Annotated in this window: 18 protein-coding genes; 5 read left to right on the top strand and 13 right to left on the bottom strand. The window is 58.9% G+C overall.

Annotated features, from left to right (window positions below):
• On the top strand, positions 1-1,221 hold the full coding sequence (locus NH234_RS14190) for an amino acid deaminase (protein ID WP_367257106.1): 1,221 nt from the start codon (positions 1-3) through the stop codon (positions 1,219-1,221).
• Positions 1,221-2,156, top strand: a complete 936-nt coding sequence (locus NH234_RS14195; RefSeq protein ID WP_085730771.1) for a sugar kinase — start codon at positions 1,221-1,223, stop codon at positions 2,154-2,156. The genes NH234_RS14190 and NH234_RS14195 overlap by 1 nt, the downstream gene beginning before the upstream one ends.
• A 48-nt stretch (positions 2,157-2,204) precedes the next feature.
• On the opposite strand, the gene NH234_RS14200 is transcribed toward NH234_RS14195, so the two are convergent.
• Positions 2,205-2,480, bottom strand: a complete 276-nt coding sequence (locus NH234_RS14200) for a peptidylprolyl isomerase (protein ID WP_065260528.1) — start codon at positions 2,478-2,480, stop codon at positions 2,205-2,207.
• A gap of 50 nt (positions 2,481-2,530) precedes the next feature.
• Positions 2,531-5,068: a PAS domain-containing sensor histidine kinase gene (locus NH234_RS14205; protein ID WP_085730772.1), complete on the bottom strand. Its 2,538-nt coding sequence runs from the start codon at positions 5,066-5,068 to the stop codon at positions 2,531-2,533.
• Positions 5,069-5,195: 127 nt separating this feature from the next.
• Between NH234_RS14205 and NH234_RS14210 the strand changes: the two genes are divergently transcribed.
• Entirely contained in the window at positions 5,196-6,305 is a 1,110-nt protein-coding gene (locus NH234_RS14210; protein ID WP_085730773.1) for a PilT/PilU family type 4a pilus ATPase, read from the top strand.
• 134 nt (positions 6,306-6,439) lie between these two features.
• Positions 6,440-10,210 carry a hypothetical protein gene (locus NH234_RS14215; RefSeq protein ID WP_367253113.1) on the top strand — a complete coding sequence of 1,257 codons (3,771 nt, stop codon included), beginning with the start codon at positions 6,440-6,442 and terminating at the stop codon, positions 10,208-10,210.
• Positions 10,211-10,247: 37 nt separating this feature from the next.
• Here the strand turns inward: NH234_RS14215 and NH234_RS14220 are convergent, their stop codons facing one another.
• The 10 genes from NH234_RS14220 to NH234_RS14265 form a co-directional block, all read right to left on the bottom strand.
• The gene (locus NH234_RS14220; protein ID WP_367253115.1) at positions 10,248-12,203 is read right to left on the bottom strand and encodes an acetoacetate--CoA ligase; all 1,956 of its coding nucleotides are present in this window, start codon (positions 12,201-12,203) and stop codon (positions 10,248-10,250) included.
• 63 nt (positions 12,204-12,266) lie between these two features.
• Complete coding sequence (hbdH, locus tag NH234_RS14225) at positions 12,267-13,040, bottom strand: 3-hydroxybutyrate dehydrogenase (RefSeq protein WP_007952053.1); 774 nt, start codon at positions 13,038-13,040, stop codon at positions 12,267-12,269.
• Positions 13,041-13,047: 7 nt separating this feature from the next.
• Complete coding sequence (locus tag NH234_RS14230) at positions 13,048-14,439, bottom strand: GntP family permease (protein ID WP_085730776.1); 1,392 nt, start codon at positions 14,437-14,439, stop codon at positions 13,048-13,050.
• A 274-nt stretch (positions 14,440-14,713) separates the two neighbouring features.
• A complete protein-coding gene (locus NH234_RS14235) occupies positions 14,714-16,129 on the bottom strand; it encodes a sigma 54-interacting transcriptional regulator (RefSeq protein ID WP_085730777.1) in 1,416 nt (471 codons plus the stop codon).
• A gap of 40 nt (positions 16,130-16,169) precedes the next feature.
• Entirely contained in the window at positions 16,170-17,744 is a 1,575-nt protein-coding gene (locus NH234_RS14240) for an ABC transporter ATP-binding protein (protein WP_367253118.1), read from the bottom strand.
• A 13-nt stretch (positions 17,745-17,757) separates the two neighbouring features.
• A complete protein-coding gene (locus NH234_RS14245; RefSeq protein WP_367253120.1) occupies positions 17,758-18,780 on the bottom strand; it encodes an ABC transporter permease in 1,023 nt (340 codons plus the stop codon).
• The gene (locus NH234_RS14250; RefSeq protein ID WP_265814325.1) at positions 18,780-19,841 is read right to left on the bottom strand and encodes a microcin C ABC transporter permease YejB; all 1,062 of its coding nucleotides are present in this window, start codon (positions 19,839-19,841) and stop codon (positions 18,780-18,782) included. Before NH234_RS14250 ends, NH234_RS14245 begins: the two co-directional genes overlap by 1 nt.
• Positions 19,841-21,709, bottom strand: a complete 1,869-nt coding sequence (locus tag NH234_RS14255) for an extracellular solute-binding protein (RefSeq protein ID WP_085730781.1) — start codon at positions 21,707-21,709, stop codon at positions 19,841-19,843. The genes NH234_RS14250 and NH234_RS14255 overlap by 1 nt, the downstream gene beginning before the upstream one ends.
• A gap of 135 nt (positions 21,710-21,844) precedes the next feature.
• On the bottom strand, positions 21,845-22,126 hold the full coding sequence (locus NH234_RS14260; protein WP_041478733.1) for a peptidylprolyl isomerase: 282 nt from the start codon (positions 22,124-22,126) through the stop codon (positions 21,845-21,847).
• Positions 22,127-22,223: 97 nt separating this feature from the next.
• Entirely contained in the window at positions 22,224-23,093 is an 870-nt protein-coding gene (locus NH234_RS14265) for an esterase/lipase family protein (protein ID WP_367253122.1), read from the bottom strand.
• Between the two features lie 336 nt (positions 23,094-23,429).
• Here NH234_RS14265 and NH234_RS14270 point away from each other — a divergent pair, with 336 nt between their 5' ends.
• Positions 23,430-24,539 carry a hypothetical protein gene (locus NH234_RS14270; protein WP_367253124.1) on the top strand — a complete coding sequence of 370 codons (1,110 nt, stop codon included), beginning with the start codon at positions 23,430-23,432 and terminating at the stop codon, positions 24,537-24,539.
• Positions 24,540-24,585: 46 nt separating this feature from the next.
• On the opposite strand, the gene NH234_RS14275 is transcribed toward NH234_RS14270, so the two are convergent.
• Positions 24,586-25,662, bottom strand: coding sequence for a 3-deoxy-7-phosphoheptulonate synthase (locus NH234_RS14275; RefSeq protein WP_085730783.1), 1,077 nt, complete (start codon positions 25,660-25,662; stop codon positions 24,586-24,588).
• Positions 25,663-25,938 lie beyond the last annotated feature (276 nt).

A 25,938-nucleotide genomic window follows, 5' to 3' on the forward strand; every position in this document is an offset into this window, starting at 1 on the left:
ATGACGACTGCCAACAACACTGCTGCCGTGGAAAAGGGTGATGCCGCCATTGGCGCGCAACTGGTGCGTGACATCAGCCTGCCGGCGCTGGTGCTGCACCGCGAAGCGTTGGAGCACAACATCCGCTGGATGCAAAAGTTTGTCAGCGACAGTGGCGCCGAACTCGCGCCCCACGGCAAGACCAGCATGACCCCGGCGTTGTTTCGTCGTCAGCTCGACGCCGGCGCCTGGGGTATCACCCTGGCCAGCGCCACCCAGACTCGCGCCGCTTACGCCCACGGCGTGCGCCGGGTGCTGATGGCCAACCAACTGGTCGGCACGCCGAACATGGCGTTGATTGCCGACCTGCTGGCGGCCGATTCGGGCTTCGATTTCTATTGCATGGTCGATCACCCGGACAACGTCGCCGATCTGGGCGCCTATTTCGCGTCACGCGGCGTACGCCTGAACGTGATGATCGAGTACGGCGTGGTCGGCGGCCGTTGCGGTTGCCGTAGCGAGCAGGAAGTCATCGAACTGGCCAAGGCCATCGGTGCGCAACCGGCACTGGCGCTGACCGGTATCGAGGGTTACGAAGGCGTGATCCATGGCGATCACGCCGTCAGCGGCATCCGTGAATTCGCCGCCTCGCTGGTGCGTCTGGCGGTGCAGTTGCAGGACAGCGGCGCGTTCGTCATCGCCAAACCGATCATCACTGCATCGGGTTCGGCCTGGTACGACTTGATCGCCGAATCGTTCGAAGCGCAGAACGCTGGCGGGCGTTTCCTCAGCGTGTTGCGTCCCGGCAGCTACGTGGCTCACGACCATGGCATCTACAAAGAGGCCCAGTGCTGCGTGCTCGACCGTCGCAGCGACCTGCACGAAGGCTTGCGTCCGGCGCTGGAAGTCTGGGCTCACGTGCAGTCGATGCCGGAGCCGGGGTTTGCCGTGATTGCCTTGGGCAAGCGTGACGTGGCGTTCGATGCCGGGATGCCGGTGCCGTTGCAGCGTTACAAGGCCGGTGTGGTGCCAGCGGTAGGCGAGGATGTCGGTGCCTGCAAGGTCACGGCAGTGATGGACCAGCACGCGTTCATGACCGTGGCGCCGGGCGTGGAATTGCGTGTCGGCGACATCATTTCCTTTGGCACTTCCCACCCATGCCTGACCTTCGACAAGTGGCGGGTCGGGCTGCTGGTGGACGAGCAGCTGTCGGTGATCGAAACCATGGAAACCTGTTTCTGATGAACACGCTCAGTCCATTGGGTCCGAACACACCGCGCATCGCTCTGATCGGCGAATGCATGATCGAACTTCAGCAACGTGCCGATGGCAGCCTGCAACAGAGCTTTGGCGGTGACACGCTGAACACGGCGGTCTATCTGTCCCGCGCCATGGGTGACAAGGCGCAGGTCGATTACGTCACTGCGCTGGGCGACGACAGTTTCAGTGATGCAATGTGCCGCAGTTGGGCCGCCGAAAATATTGGACTGGACCTCGTCCAACGCTTGCCCGGTCGTTTGCCGGGATTGTATTGCATCCAGACCGACGCTACCGGGGAGCGCCGCTTCCTTTACTGGCGCAACGAAGCCGCTGTGCGCGATTGCTTCACGACACCAGCCGCCGCACCGATTCTGAGGGCGTTGCCAGACTACGACGTGCTGTATTTCAGCGGTATCACGTTGGCAGTGCTCGGCGCGCAGGGCCGGGAAAAACTGATCCAGACCTTGATCGAAGCCCGCCAGCGCGATGCACGGATCGTTTTCGACAACAATTACCGGCCACGGCTGTGGGCCTCGGTGGAAGAGGCACGGGTGGCGTATCGCAGCGTGTTGCCGCATGTCGATCTGGCGTTGCTGACAGTGGACGACGAGCAGGCGCTGTTCCATTTCGAGGACTGTGAGGCGGTGTTTGAGGCGTATGCGCAGATCGGCACACCGGAAGTGGTGCTCAAGCGTGGTGCCGAAGCCTGTCTGATCCGTTGCGACGGGGAAGCGTTTGAAGTTCCGGCACAGAAGGTCGAGAAGGTGGTGGACACCACGGCGGCGGGGGATTCGTTCAGTGCGGCGTATCTGGCCAGTCGCTTGTCGGGGGCAAGCCCTGCGCAAGCGGCAGAGGCAGGGCACCGGTTGGCGAGTCGGGTGATCCAAGTGCCCGGAGCACTGATCCCCAGGGAGTGAATCCGATCCCCGAAGGTGCTGCCGAAGCTGCACCTTCGGGGCACTGGATCAATCGCGGAAAAACACCTGCACCAGGTGATAGCCGAACTTGCTCTTGATCGGTCCGTGCACGGTGCGCAGCGGTTTCTTGAAGATCACCGCGTCGATCGCTCCGACCATCTGTCCCGGCCGCACTTCACCCAGATCGCCGCCGCGCTTGCCGGACGGGCAGGTCGAAAACTTCTTCGCCAGCACATCGAACGCTTCACCGTTGGCGATGCGTTGTTTGAGTTTTTCAGCCTCATCGGCAGTCTTGACCAGAATGTGGCGGGCTTGGGCTTTCATCGTGCAATACCTGTAGCGGGGTGACGGCGGGGCGCGGATTATGCCTCAAGTCACGGGGTTTGGCTGAACATCGCGCGGATCTTGCCGGCCAGCTGTTCGATGGAAAACGGCTTGGCGACCATGTCCATGCCGTCCTCGAGAAAGCCCTGACGCTCGGCGGCTTTCTGCGCATAACCGGTCATGAACAACACTTTGAGCCCCGGACGATGCTGGCGAGCGATCTCCGCCATTTGCCGGCCGTTCATGCCTGGCAGGCCGACGTCGGTCACCAGCAGATCCACCCGCAGATCTGATTCGAGCAATGGCAGAGCACCCTTGGCGTCTTCGGCTTCATGGGCGCGATAACCCAGCTCCTTGAGCAGGTCCATGACCAACATGCGCACCGCCGGATCGTCCTCGACCACCACCACGGTTTCGCCGGTGGCGACAGCGGGGGCCTGCGTTTCCGTCTCGGCCACGGCCGGCTCCGCCACCAGAGAATGCAGGCGAGGCAAGTACAGGCGCACACAGGTGCCCTGACCCGGCAGGCTGTCGAGGCTGACGTGCCCGCCGGTTTGTTGGGCAAAACCGTAAATCATCGACAGCCCGAGCCCGGTGCCCTGGCCGATCGGTTTGGTGGTGAAGAACGGGTCGAACGCTTTCGAACGCACCGACGGCGTCATGCCGGTGCCGTTGTCGCTCACCGCCAGCATCAGGTAATCACCGGCCTTGACCGGTTCGAGGGTGGTGATGTCGTTGCCGTCGAGGTAGACGTTGGCCGTTTCGATCAGCAGTTCGCCGCCATCCGGCATGGCGTCGCGGGCGTTGATCACCAGGTTGAGCAGGGCGTTTTCCAATTGGCTCACATCGGTGCTGACGGGCCAGACGTTGTCGGCCAGGCGCAAGGTCAGTTCGATCGGGTCGCCTTTGGTGCGGCGGATCAGGTCCTCCAGCGAATGGATCAGTTCATTGACGTTGAGGGTCTTGCGATCCAGCGACTGGCGCCGGGAGAACGCCAGCAAGCGGTGAGTCAAAGCAGCGGCGCGATTGGCCGATGACACCGCGGCATCGGTGAATCGACCGATTTCATCAGTACGGCCACTGGCGATATAGCGCTGCATCAGGTCGAGACTGCCGATGATTCCGGTCAGCATGTTGTTGAAGTCATGGGCGATGCCGCCGGTGAGCTGACCGACCGCTTCCATTTTCTGCGCATGGCGCAGGGCATCTTCGGCACGTTCGCGTTCGAACATTTCGTTCTGCAGGCGCTGGTTGGCCTGGGCCAGTTGCTCGGTACGCGCGCTGACGCGTTCCTCAAGGGTTTCATTGAGGTTGCGCAAGGCTTCTTCGGTCTTTTTGCGTTCGGTCTCGTCGATCACGAAGATGTAGAAACCGTTCACCGCGCCATCCGGGCCGTGGCGTGGCAGGTAGTTCATCAGGGCGTGGCGCTGACTGCCATCGCGATGGGGCGTGTAAAGGCTGAATGAACAGGGCCGACCGGCGAGGGCCTCGGCGATGTACGGAGCGCGCAGAAAGTAGGACTCTTCGCCGATCACTTCGCGGATCGTTCGACCGTACAGCTCTTGCGGGGTCAACCCGTACCAGTCCAGGTACGCGGCGTTGTTCAGGCGAAAGCGTTCTTCGCGGTCGACATAGCTGATCAGGATCGGCATCGCGTTGATGATCAGTTGCAGCTCGGTCTGGCTTTGGCGCAGGGCCTGCTCGGTGTGCTTGCGCTCGGTCAGGTCCAGCGCAGCGCCGAGAAAACGCATCGGCCGTCCGTGGTGATCCTTGTAGCAGCGCCCGCGAGCGAAGACCCAGCGCACGTCGCCATTGGCCTGCAACAAACGATATTCCTCGGCGTATTCGGTGCCATGGGTGATGCAATGCTTGATGCTGCGGGCGATCAGCGCGCGGTCTTCCGGGTGCACGCCGTGCAGATATTCACTGATGGGCAACTGGCTGGCCCGCGCCGGGTCGACGCCATGCAACTGGGCGAAATGTGCATCGGCAATGAAGCGATCTTCACCAATGTCCCAGTCCCAGGTGCCAACCGCATCGGTAGCCGCCAGCGCCAGCTGCAGGCGCTCTTCGCTTTCGCGCTGGGCCTTGAGGCTGTCTTCGGAACGCTGCTGGAGTTCCAGGGCGATGCGTCGGCGCTCATTGGTTTCGATTGCAGTGACCAGAATGCCGGACACTTGCGCGCTTTCGTCACGTATCGGGCTGTAGGTCAGGTCCAGCCAGAAGTCGGATTCCTTACCGTCCCGTTGCAGGGTAAAGCGCCGTTCGCTGTAGGTTCGCACCTGGCCTTGTAGGACGGCGCTGTAAATCGGGTCGGTAAAGTCTCGAAGTTCCGGCCATATCTGGTGCGCCGGCTGTCCGAAAGCGTGGGGATGCTTGCTGCCGGCCAGTAGTGCGAAGCCGTTGTTGTAGATCTGGGTGAGCTGCGGGCCCCACAGCAACAGCATCGGCATCGGCGAATGAATCACGATGTCAACCGCGGTCCGCAGGCTCTGCGGCCAACTATCGGCGCTGCCGAGCGGGCTGCGGCTCCAGTCGGTGCGGGCGATCAATGCCTGGGCGTCGTTGGTGTTCGGTACAGCGTTCATCACATCAGTCCTGAGCATCGGTCGGTGAGGCGGCGTCTACTATCCTAGTGCGGTAGACGCTGTAAGGCCCGTCGCGTCACGACGCACGGTCTTAAGTTCCTTGAAAGCTTCGCAGGTGTTTTTGGCCATGGAAATCGACGCACTGCTCAAACAACTGGTGAGCCGCCACGGTTCGGATCTGTTCCTGTCCACGGGGGCGCCGCCCAGTGCGCGGTTTGACGGCGTGCTGACACCTTTGAGCGAGCAGTCGTTCAAGCCCGGCGAAGTGGCAACCGTCGCCGCGTCCCTGATGGACGCCGAACAGCGCCGGGAGTTCGACCGTGATCTGGAAATGAACCTGGCGATTTCCCGAACAGGGATCGGTCGTTTCCGGGTCAACATCTTCAAGCAGCGCAATGACGTGTCGATCGTGATCCGCAACGTCAAACTCGACATCCCGCGATTTGAAGACCTGAAACTGCCGCCGGTACTGCTCGAAACGGTCATGCTCAAGCAGGGGCTGATACTGTTCGTCGGCGCTACCGACTCGGGCAAGTCCACGTCGCTGGCGGCGCTGATCGACCATCGCAATCGTCATAGCCGCGGGCACATCGTCACAATCGAAGATCCGATTGAATATATCCATCGACATCAGCAATCAATCATCAATCAGCGTGAAGTCGGTGTCGACACCCGCAGTTTTCATGCCGCGCTGAAGAACACCCTGCGCCAGGCGCCAGACGTCGTACTGATCGGCGAGATTCGCGACCGCGAAACCATGGAGCATGCGCTGGCCTTTGCCGAGACGGGGCATCTGGTGTTGTCCACGTTGCATGCCAATAACGCCAATCAGGCACTGGATCGGATCATCAACATGTTTTCGGAAGAACGCCGATCGCAGTTGTTGCAGGCGCTGGGCGGCAACTTGAAAGCATGCATTTCTCAACGTCTGGTGCGTACGGTTGATGGACAAAGACGCGCGGTCGTGGAGGTGCTGCTGGGCACGCCAACGATCACTGATTTTGTCCGGCGTGGCGAGTTCGAAGAGCTCAAATCCATCATGGAAAAATCTACGGAACTTGGCATGCAAACTTTTGATGGTGCCTTGTTCAATTTGGTTTCGCAGGGGGTCGTAAGTAAGCAGGAGGCATTGAAGAACGCTGATTCAGCCAATAATCTAAAGTTACGAATCAAGCTTGTCGCAGATCCGAATAATGATCCGGATGCAACTCCGGGAGAGTGGGGGTTGATAGAGTGAGTTTGCATGCTGTTTGTGTGTAAGGGTGGCTATTGGTAATGGTGTTTAATATTTTTGCACTGGATCGTATGCCTGGGGAACAGTAAAACATCATCGAGCTGAGGATTCAGCACTTAACTTGATGAGGTTTTTTAATGTCTGTCGCTAAAAGAAACAAGTTGTTCCGGTCGTCGACCATTGCGCTTGCCGAGTGGAAAAAAAGGTCTCAGGGCGATGCAGACGAATGCCGCGAAGTACTGCAACAACTGGACGTCGTGCTGACCAGTTTTTCAGATGATCAGGATATTTACTGGTTTGACTATGATGTGAAGTTAAAAGCAGGGTCGTCGCTGTTCGAGATTTATAACCCTGGCATGCTCTTGTTCAATAATCTGGAGAAGCTCGGAGCGGTATTCGGGGCACTTATTCGGGAGGGCGTACGCGATCATGAGGGTTTGTTTTGTGTAACTGCAGACGGCAAGATGGAGGTTTTCGACGAAGATAGAGGTTGGGTGGATCTGGTTGCGGCAGACCACTTCGATCACAGTGAAGAGATTCAATCAACAATCAAAGTGATTGCAGATGTGGCCCGCACGGCAGGGGGGTATATATGGACCAATCACGATGTCACGCTTGAACAGTGGTTCAGGTTCCATGAAATCGACTTGCCGAGAAAAAATGCGCAAGTCAGGAATTTTATCGAAATATTGAAGTTTGATCCGCAAGTAGAAGAGCCTGAAAACTACTGGGAACATTTCGAGAGCGACGGTCAGGTCTTGGTCACACTGTCGGATGAGCAATTTGCGGAGATTCGTCAGGCGAAAACAAAATTCTTGCCACCGTACAAAATGTTGACTGCCTTTTATATCGAGACCGGACGCGCTCCGGTGTCCAATGAAAATGCCAATCAGCGCATTGCCGAATATGTTCGTCACGCCTTCCCCCGGGCGTTTGCGGAGAAATGCTTGCGAGAATTGGGCTGGTTTAAAGAGAACGAACAAGGGACTTTCTCCGACACTGTTCTGCAGCAGTTCTTGATAACCTCCATATTGCTCGATATAGCCCCGTGGGTCGGCCATAGCCATAAACGTAGGCACATTCAATCGTTTGACTTGTATGCGCCGTCCTTTGTTGATTGGCATCCGTCGGCTGTGCGCGTGTTGCTCACCGATTATCTTGCGGGCAGTGACTGGCTTGATCGACGTTGGGGGCCGCTGGTAACGCACTTGCTCCTGTCGAGGACGGCGCCGGAGTTTCTGGTTCGTGAGGTCCCGGCTTCAGTCACACTCGGATCGATTGCATGGGTGAAGCTATGTCGTGCCGTAGCACTGGTGGAAGCGGTGAAAACCGGTGCGTCGCGAGTACTGAGTTACTCGCAGATCATGGCCTATGTGGACCTTGAACCGGTCAGTGAGGCGCAAAAACATCTATGGGATCTGGCCATGATTGACCCGATCGTCGATTGGGCACTGCTTAACCGGATTGTGACAAGCACTGAATTCGATCAAGCAGAAGAGGCGACTACCCGACGTGCGATCGAAGCGTTCGAACAACACTCGGATCAACTTGCCCAGATAGCTAGTGCATTTTCGACGCCATTACCTTCCAGGGCAGACATCGCCCGAGCGGCTTTGAAAGTGGCGGCACCGGGTTGTGACACCCTGGATGAAAAGGCGCTCTCGTTGCTGGGGGGGCAGCAAGTCATGTCTATGGTCGATCTGCATCAGTCGGGCGATCTGGTCACTGGCAAGTGGGACAGGCGCACCGTACGCCTGGTGACTAACGGGGTGCCCAAGCCGGCCATCAATTACAACCCGTCGGGTATCAGTCTGTATACGCGTTACCCAAAATTGCTGAAACTCACTTCCTGTGACGAGGAGATGGATCGTCAGTTGGCCGTGCATTTGACGGAACTCAACAGCGCCATGTTGTCGACAGTGAAACTGGCGTTGGCGCAGATGCCCGCACCGGATCTGAAAGTATTCATGAATGCGCAGATAAGCTTTCTAACAGTACGCGAATCATCGATTTACTATGTTAGCCGTCGTATCGGTGGCCCATTCGATTTCACTCAGGGAAGAGAAACACAGCAAAGCAGAGACGCTGCAACCGGGCGCTTCGGACTCGTGATGTGTGCTTCTCATAACGGTGTCTTCATTTGCTATGAACTGTTTACCTCACGTGGAGAGTTCCGGAAAAACGACGCTCTGGGCAGCTTGATCATTCGCGAGCGAAAACTCGAACAGCGTTCACGGATTAGCCGTCCGGCGGATTTGACTACACAACTGACGCTGACTTATCCGCAAAGCCTGCCGCTCAATGTGAAATGCTACACCCACGCAGCAGCTCCGGATTCTGCTATTACCACCAGCTTGGCGATCATCGATAACTTTGGTTTGCTGCCGGAGCCCGCTGCATCTGCAAACCCCAAGCAGGGTTTATATCAACGCTTCAACGATCCGAACATCGCACGTATCGCCGACTTCATCGTCAAAAACCGCCCATTCCTGGATGCCGGAGAACTTAGAGAACTGGTGCGCATTCCGACGCCACTTGAAAGTTCTCAAGAGCAGGGGGAACAACTGCTCACCTATTTCATCGACCTGATTGTACCGTTCAAGAAATGTATTCAGGACGTCGCATCCGGTGAACATGACAAGGTGGTAGATGGCGTCTACGGTTGTCTGATGGACGGTATCGGTCTTGTAGGAACGGCGGCGGGAGCCAGTTCGAAAGCGTTGAGTATTTCTGCCAAGGCCATTTCCACGACATCAAAAGCGGCGCGTTTTTCCAGGTTGGCTTTCACCTCGGCGATTTCCCTTTTCAATCCGTTCGACGGTGTGCCGTCGGGCCTGCAGTCAAGTGGGAAACTCGTGCACAAAGGCTTGTTGCGGTTCAATAAAAATACCCACGAGCTTATTACCGTAGCGCGGAAACAACTGCGCACGCTGAGCGATAGTCGACAATCCTTTGACTTGATCGACAACTCCCGTAGTACGCAATTCGGGCTTGGCACATGGCGGCCGCGTGGCACTACTGGCGACAACATCGCAGTGCTTGCCGCACGTGAAGATAAAAATTGGTTTGCCTTGAATCGTCGCGGCGACTTATGGGGCAAGCCGCTGGTTGGTTTTTCGTATCGAGCGCCTGTGCGGTTGCCTTACTCACCTAAAACCTTGCCAGAGAGCTACACGCGCAGGTTCATTGAACAAAGTCTGCCGCGTGCCCGAGCGAAAATTGACGATGCTATCGCAGTCCTTCAGCGGCATGACTTGAAACAAGATTGCAGCAAGGTAATGAAAATTATGTTCGGCGATACTTCGGCGGCTGCCACTAATCGTCTGGTGAACTATCTACGCTTGATCCGCTTTGACTTTGCCGGTTTTTCGATGAGTAACATTTTGCTCGATGCGGTGAAGGAACACGATGTGCTTGCAGCGTTCGACGTGGGCAGTTACAAACGCTGGAAAAGCACGGGTTCAGGTAATGAAGCGGGTATTGCCTTTGTTGAAATCTATACCAAGAGCCTCAACAGGCACTTTACAGGTCTGGGCTTCAACCATGACGTGGTCGCTGATGACCTGATTCACGAGCTGTTCCATGGGGCTGCCCAAACCGATGACATTGGCTATGCCACCGATGCAGAGTTCGAGAGTACCCGGGGGCAGCGACTCGACGTGACGCCATTGCTGAATATCGCCCTGGGTTGTTTGCCTGTGTCGGAGGAAGGCACGGAATGCCATCAGCCTGAGAAGGCATTTGCAAATGCCGATTCTCTGGCTGTGGCGACGTCGTTATTCAGTCAGCTTTACTCCAACAAAGTTACGTATGACCGCAACATGGCGATTCTTGGCAGTGCAGTCGACACCAGTGACGGCAAGCCAATTGTTGCCCCGGTTATCATCACGTTGAACACACCCGTGTGATCGTGTCGGTTTTCGGTTGATTCAAAACGACCTCCGATCAGGTCATCAGCTCCGGCCGATCCCGAAATTGCTCCAGGGCCTCGGGATTGGCCAACGCATCGGTGTTTTTCACCGGTTCACCGTGCACCACATTGCGCACGGCCAGCTCCACCACCTTGCCGCTGATGGTGCGCGGAATGTCCGTGACGGCGACGATCTTCGCCGGTACATGGCGTGGTGTGGTGTTGGCGCGGATCACTTGGCGGATCTGCTGTTGCAGTGCGTCATCCAGGGTTACGCTTTCCTTTAGGCGCACGAACAGCACCACGCGTACATCGTCCTGCCACTGCTGGCCGATGGCGACGCTGTCCAGCACTTGCGGGACTTTCTCCACTTGCCGGTAAATTTCTGCTGTGCCGATGCGAACGCCGCCGGGGTTGAGCACGGCATCGGAGCGACCGTGAATCAGCATCCCGCCGTGGGGCAGTTGTTCGGCGTAGTCACCCTGGGCCCAGACGCCGGGGAACTGGCTGAAATAGGATTTGCGCAGTTTCTCGCCGTCCGGATCATTCCACAGTCCAATCGGCATCGCCGGAAATGGCCGGGTACACACCAGCTCGCCTTTCTCACCGATAACCGGTTGCCCGGCGTCGTTCCAGACTTCAACCGCCATGCCCAGGCTCTTGCCCATGATTTCACCACGGCGTACCGCTGACATCGGATTGCCGTTGACGAAGCAGGACACGATGTCGGTGCCGCCGGACATTGAGGACAGGCAAACGTCCGGTTTGAAGTCGCGATAGACGAAATCATAACTCTGCGGCGACAACGCAGAACCTGTGCAGAGCAAGGTTTTCAGGTGGCTCAGGTCATGGTTTTCACGGGGCTTGATGCCGCTGCTTTCAAGGGTCGCGAGAAATTTCGGGCTGGTGCCGAACACGCTGACCTGCTCGTCATCGAGCAGCTCCAGCAATCGCTGGTTGTCCGGATAAAACGGTGAACCGTCATAGAGCACCACCGCGCTGCCGACCGCCAGCGCCGAGACCAGCCAGTTCCACATCATCCAGCCGCAGGTGGTGTAGTAGAACAAGCGGTCGCCGGGCCCCAAATCGACATGCAACCCGTGCTCCTTGGCGTGCTGCAGCAGTACGCCGCCCGTACTGTGAACGATGCACTTCGGCACGCCGGTGGTTCCGCTGGAATACAGCACATACAGCGGATGATCGAACGGCACCGGGACGAATTGCGGCTCATCGCCCGGTTCATAGAAATCGTCCCATAGTGTGACGTTGGCGAGCGTCCGGTAATCCGTGGCATGGGCGTTGGGGCGTGCGTACGGCACGATGATCAACTGTTGCAAGGACGGCAGCTGCTGGAGGATTTCGTTGATCTTGACGGTCTGGTCGATCTCTTTGCCGGCGTAACGGTAACTGGCGCAGGTGATCAGTACTTTCGGTTCGATCTGACCAAAGCGGTCGATTACGCCGTGGGTGCCGAAGTCCGGTGACGAGCACGACCAGATTGCGCCAAGACTGGTGGTTGCGAGCATCGCGACCAGGGTTTGCCAAGTGTTGGGCATGCAGGCTGCGACCCGGTCGCCGAGCACGACGCCGGCCGCTTGCAGGCTGGCCTGGAACCCGGCGACTTGCCGGGCCAGTTCGGCCCAGGTCAGCAGTTCACGCTGGCCGTTTTCCGCGATGGCGATCACAGCGACGGCATCGTCCCGTCGACTCAGCAGGTGTTCGGCGAAGTTTAACGTAGCGCCGGGAAACCACTCGGCACCGGGCATTTTCATGCCTTTGCGCAGGACCGCGTCAGGCTGGGTGTGAAAGCTGATACCGAAGAAATCCACGATCGCCTGCCAGAACGCTTCGCGCTGGTCGATGGACCATTGATGCAGGGCGGGGTAGTCATCGAGCTTCAGGTGGTGGCGCTGATTGATGAAGCGCCGAAAGCCGTCCATGCGGGACCGGGCAATGCGTTTGGCATCGGGCTGCCAGAGAATGTCGGACATGGTTTGCCTCTTATTGTTTGTCAGAAGGCTCCCACCGCAAAGCGGGAGCGATCAGTTGCACGCTTATTGAGCGAGCCAGCCGCCATCGATATTCCACGCTGCGCCGCGCACCTGGCTGCCGGCCTCGCTGCACAGGAACAACACCAGTTCACCGAGGTGCGCAGGCGTGACGAACTCCAGCGACGGCTGTTTCTCGGCCAACAGATCGTGTTGTGCCTGCTGCGGGTCGACACCCTTGGCCGCGCGATCGTCGATCTGTTTCTGCACCAGCGGCGTCAACACCCAGCCCGGGCAAATCGCATTGCAGGTGACATTGCTGGCGGCGGTTTCCAGGCCGACCACTTTGGTCAGGCCGATCACGCCATGCTTGGCCGCGACATAGGCGGCCTTGCCGGTGGATCCGACCAGGCCGTGCACCGAGGCGATGTTGACGATCCGGCCCCAGCCCTTGGCGCGCATGCCCGGCAGGCTCAGGCGGGTGCTGTGAAACACCGACGACAGGTTGATGGCGATGATCGAATCCCAACGCTCCACCGGAAACTCCTCAACCGCCGCGACATGCTGGATACCGGCGTTGTTGACCAGAATGTCCACGCCGCCGAACTCGCGCTCGGCGTAGGCGATCATGTCGGCGATCTGCGCCGGGTCGCTGACGTCCGCCGGGTGATGGCCGACCTTGCCACCGAACTGTTCGACTTCGGCAATCACCTTCGAGGCATCGCCAAAACCGTTTAGGATCAGGTTGGCGCCGGCTTTGGCCAGCGTGAGCGCAATGCCCAGTCCGATGCCGCTGGTGGAGCCGGTGACCAGTGCGGTCTTGCCAGAAAGAGTCGTCATGAATACCTCACACAATGCCAGTGGCGTAGAAAGTGCCGATTACCACGAAAACCGCCAGGGTCTTGATCAGCGTAATACAGAAAATGTCCTTGTAGGCCTCACGGTGGGTCAGGCCGGTGACCGCCAGCAACGTGATCACCGCGCCATTGTGCGGCAGGGTGTCCATGCCGCCGCTGGCCATCGCAGCCACCCGGTGCAGCACTTCCAGCGGAATGTTGGCGGCGTGGGCGGCGCTGATGAACTGTTCGGACATTGCCGCCAGGGCGATGCTCATGCCGCCCGAGGCGGAACCGGTGATGCCGGCCAGCAGGGTCACGGTGATCGCTTCGTTGACCAGCGGATTGGGAATGCTCTTGAGCCAGTCGGCCAGCACCAGAAAACCCGGCAAAGAGGCGATGACCGCGCCGAAACCGTATTCAGACGCGGTGTTCATCGCCGCCAGCAGCGCGCCGCTGACTGCGCTTTTACTGCCCTCGGCGAGCTTGCTTTTGATCGCTTTAAAACCGAATGCCAGCACCATCAGGATGCCCACCAGCAAAGCCGCTTGCACCGCCCAGATCGCGGTGAGCTTGGCGATTTCGGTGGTCACCGGTGCGGCCATGCCTGGCAGCGCGAGGCTGTGGGTCTTGCCGTACCACTGCGGAATCCATTGGGTGAACAGCAGGTTCATGATGCCCACCGCCAGCAGCGGCGACAGGGCGATCCACGGATTTGGCAGTTTCAGGTCTTCGGCGGTTTCAGGTTCGTTGCGCAGTTCGGTGCCGTAGCCTTCGCCTGCACGCTGAGCCTTGTTGCGTTGGCGCTGCAGGAACAGCATGCCGGCGCAGAACACGAAAATCGTGCCGATCACACCTAGCCACGGCGCCGCCCATGCGGTGGTGTTGAAGAAGGTGCTGGGGATGATGTTCTGGATCTGTGGTGTGCCGGGCAAGGCGTCCATGGTGAACGAAAACGCGCCGAGGGCGATGGTCGCCGGGATCAGGCGCTTGGGGATGTTGCTCTGGCGGAACATCTCCGCTGCGAACGGGTAGACCGCGAACACGACGACGAACAGCGAAACGCCGCCGTAGGTAAGCAGGGCGCAGACCAGAACGATCACTAGCATCGCCTGGCGCGTGCCAAGCAGACGAATCGCTGCTGCGACAATCGAACGGGAGAAGCCCGACAGCTCGATCAGCTTGCCGAACACGGCGCCGAGCAGGAACACGGGAAAGTAGAGTTTGATGAAACCGACCATTTTCTCCATGAATACCCCGGTGAAAGCAGGGGCGACGGCGGACGGGTCGGTGAGCAGAACGGCGCCGAGGGCGGCGATCGGGGCGAAAAGGATAACGCTATAGCCACGGTAGGCCGCGAGCATCAGCAGCGAGAGGGCTGCCAAGGCGATGATCACACTCATGGTGTGCTCCTTCGATTGTTATTTTTGTGGGTGGAACGGGTACAGGAGGGGGCTATAGCGAGAACTGTGCCAGATGGTTAAGTGATTGAAACAAAAGGAATTAGTTTGGTTTTGGCACTGGTTTTTCGAAGTTTTGTCTCTGTTTAGAGATTTCTATAGCTGGGAGGACGCTTTCGCGGGCAAGCCCGCTCACACAGTTGAGCGTATTCCCCTATGGGGGCGGGCTTGCTCGCGAAGCTTTCGATGTAGTCTTGATTTAGAGAATATTGTCTCTTTATTGAGACTCTACGATTCCAAGCGCAATCATTTTCTTGTATAGCGTCGAGCGCCCCAGTCCCAGCCGCTCAGCCGCCTCGATCACCTTGCCCCCGCATTGCGCGAGAGTGGATTGAATCAACTGCCGGTCAAACCGCTCACGAGCCTGACTGAAGGTCTCGTTGGTTGCCGGTTCTGACAGAGGCGCCAGGGTTCGCTCAACCGGAGTAAACGTGCCAATCGCGGCACGAATGTCATCCGCCGTCAGCATCAAGTCATCACTGAGCAACGCTGCTCGCTCCAGCACGTTGCGCAACTCGCGAATGTTCCCCGGCCAGGCATGCTGACCCAACAGCTCCAGGGCTTCGCGATTGAGTTCATGCTGACTACGCAACTCTTCAAGAATCGCTTCACTGAGGGCCGGTAGATCGTCCAGCCGTTCACGCAGCGGCGGTACCTGAATCGGCAGCACGTTGAGCCGGTAATACAGGTCCGCTCGGAACTCGCCGCGCTTGATCGCCGCTTCCAGGTCCGTCGACGTTGCGGCAATCACCCGCACATCGCTTTGGATCACGTCGTTGGAGCCGACAGGTTCGAACTCCTTTTCCTGCAACACCCGCAGCAATTTGCTTTGCAGCGGCAGAGGCATGTCGCCGATCTCATCGAGAAACAGTGTCCCGCCCTGAGCGATCTGCAACTTGCCGGTGCGGCCTTTGCGGTCGGCACCGGTGAAGGCGCCGGGCGCAGTGCCGAAAAACTCGGCTTCGAGCAGCGCTTCCGGAATTGCCGCACTGTTGATGCTGACGAACGCTTTATGCGCCCGGGGCGAGGCGCCGTGAATCGCCTGCGCCAGCAACTCCTTGCCGCTGCCGGTCTCGCCCAGCAGCAGAACCGGTGACTCTGCACTCGCGCTGCGCCGGGCACGGCGCTTGACCTCCAGGCTGGCAGCGCTGGTGCCGATGAAGTGGGCGAAGTTGTATTTGGTTTGCCTTGCGCGCAGCAGCGAGCGGGTCGAGGCGAGTTCTTCCTGCATGCTCAGGTAGCGCTTGAGCATCGGCGACAAGCTGCGCAGTTCATCGAACAGGGCAAAACCGATGGCGCCGATCACCGCGCCGGCATCGTCATGGATCGGCAGGCGCATCACCACCAGCGGTTCTTTTGGCGTGTCCTGCATGTCCAGAAGTATCGGTCGCCCCGTGCGCACCACTTCACGCAGAAGACTGCCAGGAATCACGCTTTCACAGGGCTTGCCGATGGCCCCGGCCGCAGAGTCGAGCCCGAAGCGCCGGGCATAGCGCTCGTTCATCCAGACGATGTTCGCATCGCGGTCGACAATCACCGTGCCTTCACTGGATTGCTCGATGATCTCGAACAGCGAACGGATCGCCAGGGTGCGGACCCGTTGGTAATCCTTGAGGCTTTCAGTGGTGTTCATGGCGGCGTCCATTGGCGGAAGTCAGGTGGCGCGATTATGCCTACTCCGGATGCGCCGCTGCCAACAGCTCTTTGGTATAGGGGTGCTGCGGTGAGTCGAACACGTCATGGCTGGCGCCGTGTTCGACCACTTTGCCGTCCTTGATCACGATAATGTCGTGGGCCAATGCCCGTACCACCGCCAGGTCGTGGCTGATGAACAGGTACGTCAGGCCATGTTTTTCCTGAAGCTGGCGGAGCAGGGCGACCACTTGTTTCTGCACGGTACGATCCAGCGCCGAAGTCGGCTCATCGAGCAGGATCAGCGCCGGTTTGAGCACCAGTGCCCGGGCAATAGCGATGCGCTGACGCTGGCCTCCGGAAAATTCGTGGGGGTAGCGATGACGGCTTTCAGGGTCGAGGCCGACTTCCTTGAGCACGCGGATCACCTGTGTGTCGCACTCGTCGGCGGTGGACTCGCAATGCACCTCCAGCCCTTCGCTGATGATCTGCGCCACCGACATGCGCGGGCTGAGGCTGCCGAACGGGTCCTGAAACACCACCTGCATCTGCCGGCGCCACGGCCGCAATTGCTTCTGATTGAGGCCGTCGAGGGACTCGCCCTGAAAGCGGATGCTGCCTTCGGAGTCGAGCAGGCGCAGGATCGCCTGACCCAGCGTTGACTTGCCCGAGCCAGACTCGCCGACGATGCCCAACGTTTTGCCGCGCTGGATATTCAGGCTGATGCCGTCCACGGCGCGCAGGCATTGCTTGCGCTGGAACAGTCCGCCGCCGACGACGAAATCCACCCGCAGGTCTTCGACTTCCAGCACGTTTTCTCGTTCGTCCCGGGGAAGCGCTTCGCCTTCCGGTTCGGCATTGAGCAACACGCAGCTGTAAGGGTGTTTCGGCTCGGTAAACAGCGTTTCGCAAGGTGCCTGCTCGACGATTTCCCCGGCCTTCATCACGCAAACCCGCTGGGCAATGCTGCGTACCAGATTGAGGTCATGGCTGATCAGCAGCAGCGACATGCCGAGACGTTGTTGCAGGGATTTGAGCAGCACCAGGATCTTGCGCTGCACGGTGACGTCGAGGGCCGTGGTCGGCTCGTCGGCGATCAACAGTTCCGGTTCGCAGGCCAGGGCCATGGCGATCATGACCCGCTGTCGCTGGCCGCCGGACAACTGATGCGGGTAAGCCTTCAGTCGTTCTTTCGGCTTCTGGATGCCCACCAGTTCAAGCAGTTCAAGAATGCGTTTCTGCGCTTCTTTACCGCCCATGCCTCGATGCAGCAGCAGGGTCTCGCCGATCTGCTTTTCAATGGTATGCAGCGGGTTGAGCGAGGTCATCGGCTCCTGAAAGATCATGGCGATGCGGTTGCCCCGCAGGTCGCGCAAAGTCTTGGGATCGGCAGCGACCAACTCCTTGCCGCGATAGCGAATGCTGCCGGTGGTTCGGGCTTCGCTATCCGGGAGCAGTTGCAGGATCGAGTGGGCCGTTACCGATTTGCCCGAGCCCGATTCGCCCACCAGCGCCAGGCACTCGCCGGGGCGGATGTCCAGGCACAGATTGCGCACCACGGTCTGGCCATGGAAGGCGACGCTGAGGTCACGGATTTCGATCAGGTTGTCAGTCATATCAAGGATCCGTTCATGAGCGCGGGTCAAAGGCATCGCGCAATGCTTCGCCGATGAATACCAGCAGGGACAGAATCAGCGCGAGGGTGAAAAACGCCGTCAATCCCAGCCACGGTGCCTGCAGGTTCTGTTTGCCCTGGCCGATCAACTCGCCCAGCGATGCACTGCCGGCGGGCATGCCGAAGCCGAGGAAATCCAGCGCAGTCAGGGTGGAAATCGCCCCGGTCAGAATGAATGGCAGATAGCTCAGCGTGGCATTCATTGCGTTGGGCAGAATGTGCCGGAAGATCACCTTGCGGTCGGTCAGGCCCAGGGCCCGTGCAGCCTTGACGTATTCCAGGTTACGCCCGCGCAGGAACTCGGCGCGTACCACGTCCACCAGTGCCAGCCAGGAAAACAACGCCATGATTCCCAGAAGCCACCAGAAATTCGGTTCGACGAACCCCGAAAGAATGATCAGCAGGTACAGCACCGGCAGCCCCGACCAGACTTCAAGCAGACGCTGACCGAGCAAGTCGATCCAGCCACCGTAGTAGCCTTGCAGTGCGCCGGCCGCGATGCCGATCAAGGCGCTGACGAAGGTCAGCATCAGCGCGAACAGGATCGATACCCGCGCACCGAAAATCACCCTTGCCAGCACGTCCCGCGCCTGATCGTCGGTGCCCAGCCAGTTGACGGAAGTCGGTGGACTCGGCGCCGGTTTGTTGAGGTCGTAGTTCGGCGTGTCCTCACTGAACGGGATCGGCGGAAACAGCAGCCAGCCACCGTCCTTGCGGATCAGATTCTGGACGTAGTCGCTGCGGTAATCAGCCTGAAAGGGTAGTTGGCCGCCGAACTCCTGTTCGGTGTGGCGCTTGAGCACCGGGAAGTACCATTGGCCCTGATAGCTGACGACCAGTGGTTTTTCGTTGGCGATCAGCTCGCCACCGAGACTGATCACGAACAGGCCAATGAACAACCATAGCGACCACCAGCCTCGGCGGTTTTTCTTGAAACGTTCGAAACGACGCCGTCCCAGAGGCGAGAGCTTGAACATCAGGCATTCCTCGCTGCGAAGTCGATGCGCGGATCGACGAGCGTGTAGCACAGGTCGCCGATCAGTTTTATCAGGAGGCCGAACAGGGTGAAGATGAACAGCGAACCAAACACCACCGGGTAGTCCCGGGACACGGCAGCTTCGTAGCTCATCCGCCCGAGGCCGTCGAGGGAGAAAATCACCTCGATCAGCAACGAACCGGCAAAGAACACACTGATGAAGGCTTGGGGAATGCCCGACACCACCAGTAACATCGCGTTGCGAAACACATGACCATACAGCACCCGGCGTTCGCTCAGGCCTTTGGCGCGAGCGGTGACCACGTACTGACGGGTGATTTCATTGAGAAACGAGTTCTTGGTGAGGATTGTCAAGGTCGCAAAGCCGCCGATCACCAGCGCAGTCACCGGTAGAACAAGGTGCCAGAAATAGTCGGCAATCTTGCCCAGTGTCGACAGTGATTCGAAGTTGTCCGAGACCAGTCCGCGCACCGGAAACCAGTTCAGCGACGTACCGCCGGCAAACACCACGATCAGGAACATCGCGAACAGGAACGCCGGCATCGCGTAACCGATGATGATCGCCGTACTGCTCCAGATATCGAAATGACTGCCGTGGTGCACGGCTTTGCGGATGCCCAGCGGGATCGACACCAGATAGGTGATCAGCGTCGCCCACAACCCGAGGGAAATGGTCACCGGCATTTTCTGCAGGATCAGGTCGGTGACCGTGGCGCCGCGGAAGAAGCTCTTGCCGAAATCCAGCTGCGCATAGTTCTTGAGCATCAGCCACAGGCGTTCATGGGCCGGTTTGTCGAAGCCGTACTGTTTTTCGATGTCCTTGATCAACTGCGGGTCGAGGCCACGGCTGGCGCGGGAGGTGCCGCTCATGGTCTCGCTCGCACCGCCACCGACACTGGCTCCGCCGATCCCCTGCAAGTGGGCAATGGCCTGTTCCACCGGACCACCCGGCGCGGCCTGGATGATCACGAAGTTGACCAGCAGAATGATCACCAGCGTCGGGATGATCAGCAGCAGGCGCCGCAGTATGTAAGCCCACATCAGTGCGGCCCTCCGGGTCTGCCACGGCTGATTTTCTCGGCCGTCATCTGCTGGTTGGTCAGCGGCGTGCTGCTGATTTCCCACCAGCTTTCGATCGCTTCGTCATTGCTCGCCTGTACGGTCGGAATACCGAAACGGTTCCACCACACGGTCGAGGTGCCCGGCGGGTAATAGTTGGGAATCCAGTAGTAATTCCATTGCAGCACTCGATCCAGCGCATGGGCGTAATGCAGCATGTCGGCCTGGGTCGAGGCGCGAATGAGGCCGTTGATCAAAGTGTCCACCGCCGGATTCTTCAGGACCATGTAGTTGTTGGCGCCGGGATCGTTGGCCGAGGCAGAACCGAAGTAGTTGAGCAGTTCGCCCCCGGGTGAGGTGGTGACCGGGTAACCGGTGACAATCATGTCGTAGTCGCGGCTCATCAGGCGATTGACGTACTGCGAAGAGTCGATGCGGCGGATATCGAGGTTGATGCCGATCTGTTTCAGTGTGCGCTTGTAGGGCAGCAGCAGCCGGTCCATGCCGTTCTGGCTGACCAGGAAGGTGAAGCTCAATGGCTCGCCCTGTGCGTTGACCAATTGATCGCCATCGGGTTTCCAGCCGGCCTGTTCCAGCAGTTCCAGCGCTTGCAACTGTTTGTCGCGGATCAGGCCGCTGCCATCAGTTTTCGGCGCCTCGAAGACCTGGGTGAAGACCTCGTCGGGAATCTGCCCGCGCAACGGTTCAAGAATCTTCAGTTCGGCAGCGTCCGGCAGTTCACGGGCGGCGAGGGCGCTGTTGGAAAAGTAACTCTGCTGGCGGATGTACATGTTGCGCATCATCTGCCGGTTGCTCCATTCGAAGTCCCAGAGCATGGCCAATGCCTGGCGTACGCGGCGGTCCTGAAACATCGGTTTCTGCAGGTTGAACACGAAGCCTTGCGCCGATTGCGGTGCTTCGGTTGCCAGGTGAGCCTTCTGCAGACGCCCATCGCTCAGGGCCGGGCTGTCGTAGCCGATCGAGTAGCCGGTAGCGGAAAATTCGCGGTTGTAGTCATAGGCACCGCCGCGCAATACCTGACGGGCGACGTCGGTGTCGCCGAAGTACTCGATGCTGAAGTGGTCGAAGTTGTAGAGCCCGCGGCTGACCGGCAAGTCCTTGCCCCACCAATCGGGATTACGCTCGAAGGTGATACTGCGTCCGGAATCGACCTTGCCGACCCGGTACGGGCCGCTGCCCAGCGGCGGTTCATAACCGCCACCGCCGGCGAAATCCCGGGTCTTCCACCAATGCTCGGGAAACACCGGCAGGGTTGCGATGTCCAGCGGCAGGGTGCGGTTTTCATTGCTCTTGAAGTCGAAGCGTACGGTGAGCGGCGCTTCGACTTCGACGCCTTTGACGTCGGCGAACTGGGTGCGATAGCGCAGGCTGCCCTGGGTCATGAGCAAATCGTAGGTGTAGCGCACGTCTTCGGCAGTGATCGGTTCACCATCGGCGAAGCGTGCCTTGGGATTGATGAAGAAGCGCAGGGACAGACCATCCTCGGAGCGCTCCATCTTCTGTGCCACCAGCCCGTAGACGGTGTAAGGCTCGTCCATCGAGCGCTGGGCCAGCGGGGAATACAGCAGGCCGTCGATCTGGGTGACGCCGATGCCTTTGTCGATGTAGGGCAGGACATGGTCGAAGTGACCGATCTCGATCGCCGAACGGCGCATCGTTCCGCCCTTGGGGGCCTGGGGATTGGTGTAGTCGAAGTGACTGAAATTGGCCGGGTACTTCGCTGGTTCGCCGTAAACGGTCAATGCATGCTGCGGTGCAGCGCTCACACCGGCGGCGCTCATCAACAGAGCCACGGCAGTGAACATCAAGGAGGAGAAAGCCAGTCGCATTGTCAGCCTTAGAGCCGGGTAATCGATAAGCGCAATTTGTACGCGAGCGCAGCGTTGTTCGCCAGCCGCGTGGTGTAACCAAAACACAACGGCCCGCCATCAGGCGGGCCGTTACACAGCGCAACGGACGAAGGATCAGTCCTGACGGCTGGTGACTTCCAGCAGGTGATAGCCGAACTGAGTCTTGACCGGGCCTTGCACGACGTTGATCGGTGCGCTGAACACTACGGTATCGAATTCCTTGACCATCTGGCCCGGGCCGAACGAGCCCAGATCACCGCCCTGGCGGCTGGACGGGCAAGTGGAGTTGGCTTTGGCGACTTCAGCGAAATCGGCGCCGGCTTCGATCTGGGCCTTGAGTTCGTTGCACTTGTCTTCGCTCGAAACCAGGATGTGGCGGGCAGTGGCTTTAGCCATGGGAAAAATCTCCAATCAAATCAGTAAAGGGAGGAGCCTACCGGATTCAGTGGCCGATTTCTCGGCAAAGTTCCGTTCGGTTGTTTGATGCAGGCTCTCAGAGGTTGGCCGCCTGCAAGCGCAAGGCGTGCTCGACGTACAACTTGATCGAATCGACTGCTCCGGCGTGCTTGTCAGCGGTTCGACCGAGGCTGCGCAGATGATCAATCGGATAGTCGGAGCGGATCACGGTGCCCAGATGAGAACTGTAGCGCCCGACGAAGCCATCGTTTTGCAGAGGTTCGGTCGTGAAGTACTGCGACAGAGCCCGGCAGATGTCTTGCACCGGGTCGGGTTTCTGCAGATTCAATGACGGTACGACACCACTCCAGGAGTAGTAGCGCACGTCATTGACCTGTTCGGCGCCTTGCCCGCCCCAGCTCTGCGGCAGGCCTTGCGGGTACTTGTCATTGAAGTCGCCGACGCCTTCGGTCGTCAGGGCATTCAATGCGGCCAATGCATGTTGCGGCAGCGCCGTGGTCCCGCTGAGGAGGCACAGAAAGTCAGAAAACAGTGTGGCCACGTTTTGCGCGACGATCTCCGGCAGGTTTCCGGGGATCAGTGCCTTGCGCAGGAAGTCCGCCAGTTCCGAACCGTGATTCGGTCCGCTGACCGATGTCACGGATGCAACTTTGTGTGGGGCAAGCGCTGCCGCGTACCGAGCAGCCAGTGCACCCTGGCTATGGCCGATCAGGTTGACTTTCGCCGCACCCGTGCCCTTGAGCACGGAGCCGATCTGGCAAAGCAGTTGTCTGCCGCGTACTTCGTTGTTGTGAATGGCTGACAAGTGCGGCACGAAAACCTGCGCCCCAATAGCCTTCAGCGCCTGCCTGACGTCGTGGAACAGCTCAACTGGGCCGATGCGCTCGAATCCGAACAAGCCGTGCACCAGGAGGATGGGGTAACGGGTGGTGGTGTCTTGTTGCATTTTTCATCCTTGATCGCAGAAGTTCATCGATATTTGCCGGGTGCCACTCTAAATCAGTCTCGGAGCTCTCGATGTATGAAGCGTCTGTCTCGGGCGGCGGAAACTGGGTCGGTGTGCGCAGGAAATATCCTCAAAGTTTGAAATCCGGATCGGAATATCTGGACGTCTTTTGTCTCGTCCAATGTATTTGTTCTGTAATTGCCTACCGATTGCGATGCGATTGCCGCCGGAGCACGGTGTAGATGGACGACATCATTTTTCGTGTCTGACTGATTGAATAGAGGCTCTTCGACGCAGCAACGAGCTGCAGGGCGTTTCCAGGGAGTGGAGCTACGAATGAACAGGCAGAGCGCGCAAGAAGCGACACGGGGCAATGTTTTAGCCGTAACAACGATCGGCTCATCGGGGCACGAATGTCTGCGCGAGCCGTCGGATTTAATGCCCGCGGTTACCCTCGAAGCGGTGGAAGGAGGTGTCCTTGACCCTTCGTTGAGTCGGGTCGTCATCCGGATCGCGCCATATTCCGATATGGCATGCGGTGACAGAGTGGTACTGAGCTGGCATGGTCTCGATATCGAGGGTTTACCGTATCGACAGGAGTTCGCGCGATCGATCAGCGAAGCTCAGCTGGGGAGGGATATCGTTTTTGTCATCAGAAGTCCTCACATCGCTGCGCTGGATGGCGGTTCGCTGGAGGTGTTCTGGACGTTGAGCAGCATGAAATGGTTGTTGCCCGTCAACTCCGTCAGGACTCAGCTGAATGTTGGGGACGTTCTATACAGTCTGTTGCCGCCCATGGTCGACGATGCCGTTGGCGGGCATCTTGATCCGGCGCGCGTCAACGGAGGCACAACTGTCACTTTCCAGCCTTATGCCGGGATGTCGGTGGGTGATCGAGTGCAGTTGTTCTGGCAGGGGGCTGCAGAGCACGCCTCATTCCGGGACAGCTTGATCGTCGAATCCTTTGCTGTCGGAACGCCGCTGGTGTTCGGTGTCGATCCTCGATTCATCATCCCGCATTCTGGCAGTGAAGTGCTTGTTCGATATGTCATCGAACAAAATACTGGAGCGCTGCGCGAATCGGGCTCCAGGAAAATCATCGTTGCTCCGTTGGTGCGCGGCGCACTGGCTGCACCACAAGTGCTTGAAGCACGGGAAGGGATGCTGGACGTATGTGAAACCATTGATGGCGTCAGCGTAGTGATCAGCGATGCGCAGGTAGAGGTTGGTGAACTGGTTTATCTCAGGTGCGATGGCGAGCACTACTTTCATCGCGATGATCGGGAAATAACCAGCGGAATGGAGATTGAGCCCTTGGTGTTTATCGTTCCCTATCGCTTTTGGCGCGAGCATGTCGGTACGGCTGTTCGAGTGTCCTATTCGGTTGAGCGACTGGATGATGTCAGTCAGTTATCCGATGTGGCACTGCTGAACGTGCAGACTTGATCAAGCGGCCTTCCGGGCAGGCATGCTCCGGAAGGCTGGTTCATATTCAGACCAGGGACGGATTCCGAAGACGCTCCGCAGCATCGTGCAGCAGACGTTCCGTGGCAGCGAAGCCCAGGCAGCCATCCGTAACCGAGACGCCGTAGCGCAACGACCCACTCAATGGCTGGCACCCTTCGAACAGATGCGACTCGATCATCATTCCGACCAGTGAACGGTCTCCCTGGAGGCGCTGCTCCAGCACATCGTTGAAAACGTCCGGCTGACGAAGAGGGTCCTTGCCGCTGTTGGCGTGGCTGCAATCGACCATGATCCGGCTCGGTATCTTCAGTCGGCTCAGTTCGGTATGAATTCGGGATACGCTCGCGCGATCGTAGTTCGGCCCTTGATGGCCGCCGCGCAGGACCAGGTGGGTATCCGGGTTGCCCGAAGTCGGAATGATTGCCGGATGGCCTTGGCTGTCTACGCCAAAATGGCGATGTGGATGAGCAGCCGAGCGCATTGCGTCGACGGCAATGGAGACGCCGCCATCGGTGCCGTTCTTGAAGCCGACTGGCATGCTCAGTCCGCTCGCCATCTCGCGATGAATCTGTGATTCAGTTGTTCGCGCACCGATGGCAACCCAGCTGAGCAGGTCGTCGAAGTAGCCAGCAGCCATGGGTTGCAGAAGTTCGGTGGCAACGGGAAGGCCGAGGCGGATCATTTTCAGCATCAGTTCGCGTGACAACGTCAGGCCGGCAGCCATGTCATCGCTGCCGTCCAGGTGGGGATCGTACGCTAGACCCTTCCAGCCGACGGTGGTGCGGGGTTTTTCGACGTAGGCACGCATAACGAGCAGCATTTCCTGACTGACGTCATTGGCCAGGCGGGCAAGTTTGTCGGCGTATTCGAGCGCTGATTCGGGATCGTGAATGGAGCAAGGGCCGACGACTACCAGCAAACGGTGGTCTTCTCCGTTGAGAATGGCGCGGATGGCCTGGCGGTGATTGGCAACCTGCTGGCTCAAGGCATTGCTCAGGGGTAATTGCTGCTTGAGCTGTAGCGAACTGGGCAGACGCAGGGTCAATGCTTCGTTGGCCGGATTCAGGGTGGACAGTGGCAGAGCAGAAACGGACGAGTTCATATTCGGTCTTCCTGGGCTGGTCGCGGGTCTTTCCCGCCGACTCGGCCCTATTGGGGTGTTCGACAGTTGGCCGTATTGGCTACGTGTGTTGGCTTGCCACCTGTGGGTGACCGATCGGAGGCGGCAGGTTGTCCCGAGCGGAGGCTGCTAAATCGCCAGGCGGTAAAACTGTCGTAGCGGTAATAGGTGGCGTAGTTCATGTCGTGATTCCTCAAATGTCTGGTGTGTCGCTGAAAGTTCTGGGCCTGAAAAAACAAAACCCCCGGTCGGGAGGCC

It is taken from the genome of Pseudomonas sp. stari2 (assembly GCF_040760005.1).
Taxonomy (GTDB): Bacteria; Pseudomonadota; Gammaproteobacteria; order Pseudomonadales; family Pseudomonadaceae; genus Aquipseudomonas.

What these genes read in the sequence shown, in the direction of transcription:
- NH234_RS14255 (WP_085730781.1), bottom strand. Translation starts at nt 21,709, where the DNA reads ATGCGACTGGCTTTCTCCTCCTTGATGTTCACTGCCGTGGCTCTGTTG.
- NH234_RS14250 (WP_265814325.1), bottom strand. Translation starts at nt 19,841, where the DNA reads ATGTGGGCTTACATACTGCGGCGCCTGCTGCTGATCATCCCGACGCTG.
- NH234_RS14240 (WP_367253118.1), bottom strand. Translation starts at nt 17,744, where the DNA reads ATGACTGACAACCTGATCGAAATCCGTGACCTCAGCGTCGCCTTCCAT.
- NH234_RS14260 (WP_041478733.1), bottom strand. Translation starts at nt 22,126, where the DNA reads ATGGCTAAAGCCACTGCCCGCCACATCCTGGTTTCGAGCGAAGACAAG.
- NH234_RS14220 (WP_367253115.1), bottom strand. Translation starts at nt 12,203, where the DNA reads ATGTCCGACATTCTCTGGCAGCCCGATGCCAAACGCATTGCCCGGTCC.
- NH234_RS14265 (WP_367253122.1), bottom strand. Translation starts at nt 23,093, where the DNA reads ATGCAACAAGACACCACCACCCGTTACCCCATCCTCCTGGTGCACGGC.
- hbdH (WP_007952053.1), bottom strand. Translation starts at nt 13,040, where the DNA reads ATGACGACTCTTTCTGGCAAGACCGCACTGGTCACCGGCTCCACCAGC.
- NH234_RS14210 (WP_085730773.1), top strand. Translation starts at nt 5,196, where the DNA reads ATGGAAATCGACGCACTGCTCAAACAACTGGTGAGCCGCCACGGTTCG.
- NH234_RS14195 (WP_085730771.1), top strand. Translation starts at nt 1,221, where the DNA reads ATGAACACGCTCAGTCCATTGGGTCCGAACACACCGCGCATCGCTCTG.
- NH234_RS14200 (WP_065260528.1), bottom strand. Translation starts at nt 2,480, where the DNA reads ATGAAAGCCCAAGCCCGCCACATTCTGGTCAAGACTGCCGATGAGGCT.
- NH234_RS14245 (WP_367253120.1), bottom strand. Translation starts at nt 18,780, where the DNA reads ATGTTCAAGCTCTCGCCTCTGGGACGGCGTCGTTTCGAACGTTTCAAG.
- NH234_RS14190 (WP_367257106.1), top strand. Translation starts at nt 1, where the DNA reads ATGACGACTGCCAACAACACTGCTGCCGTGGAAAAGGGTGATGCCGCC.
- NH234_RS14215 (WP_367253113.1), top strand. Translation starts at nt 6,440, where the DNA reads ATGTCTGTCGCTAAAAGAAACAAGTTGTTCCGGTCGTCGACCATTGCG.
- NH234_RS14275 (WP_085730783.1), bottom strand. Translation starts at nt 25,662, where the DNA reads ATGAACTCGTCCGTTTCTGCTCTGCCACTGTCCACCCTGAATCCGGCC.
- NH234_RS14235 (WP_085730777.1), bottom strand. Translation starts at nt 16,129, where the DNA reads ATGAACACCACTGAAAGCCTCAAGGATTACCAACGGGTCCGCACCCTG.
- NH234_RS14230 (WP_085730776.1), bottom strand. Translation starts at nt 14,439, where the DNA reads ATGAGTGTGATCATCGCCTTGGCAGCCCTCTCGCTGCTGATGCTCGCG.
- NH234_RS14270 (WP_367253124.1), top strand. Translation starts at nt 23,430, where the DNA reads ATGAACAGGCAGAGCGCGCAAGAAGCGACACGGGGCAATGTTTTAGCC.
- NH234_RS14205 (WP_085730772.1), bottom strand. Translation starts at nt 5,068, where the DNA reads ATGAACGCTGTACCGAACACCAACGACGCCCAGGCATTGATCGCCCGC.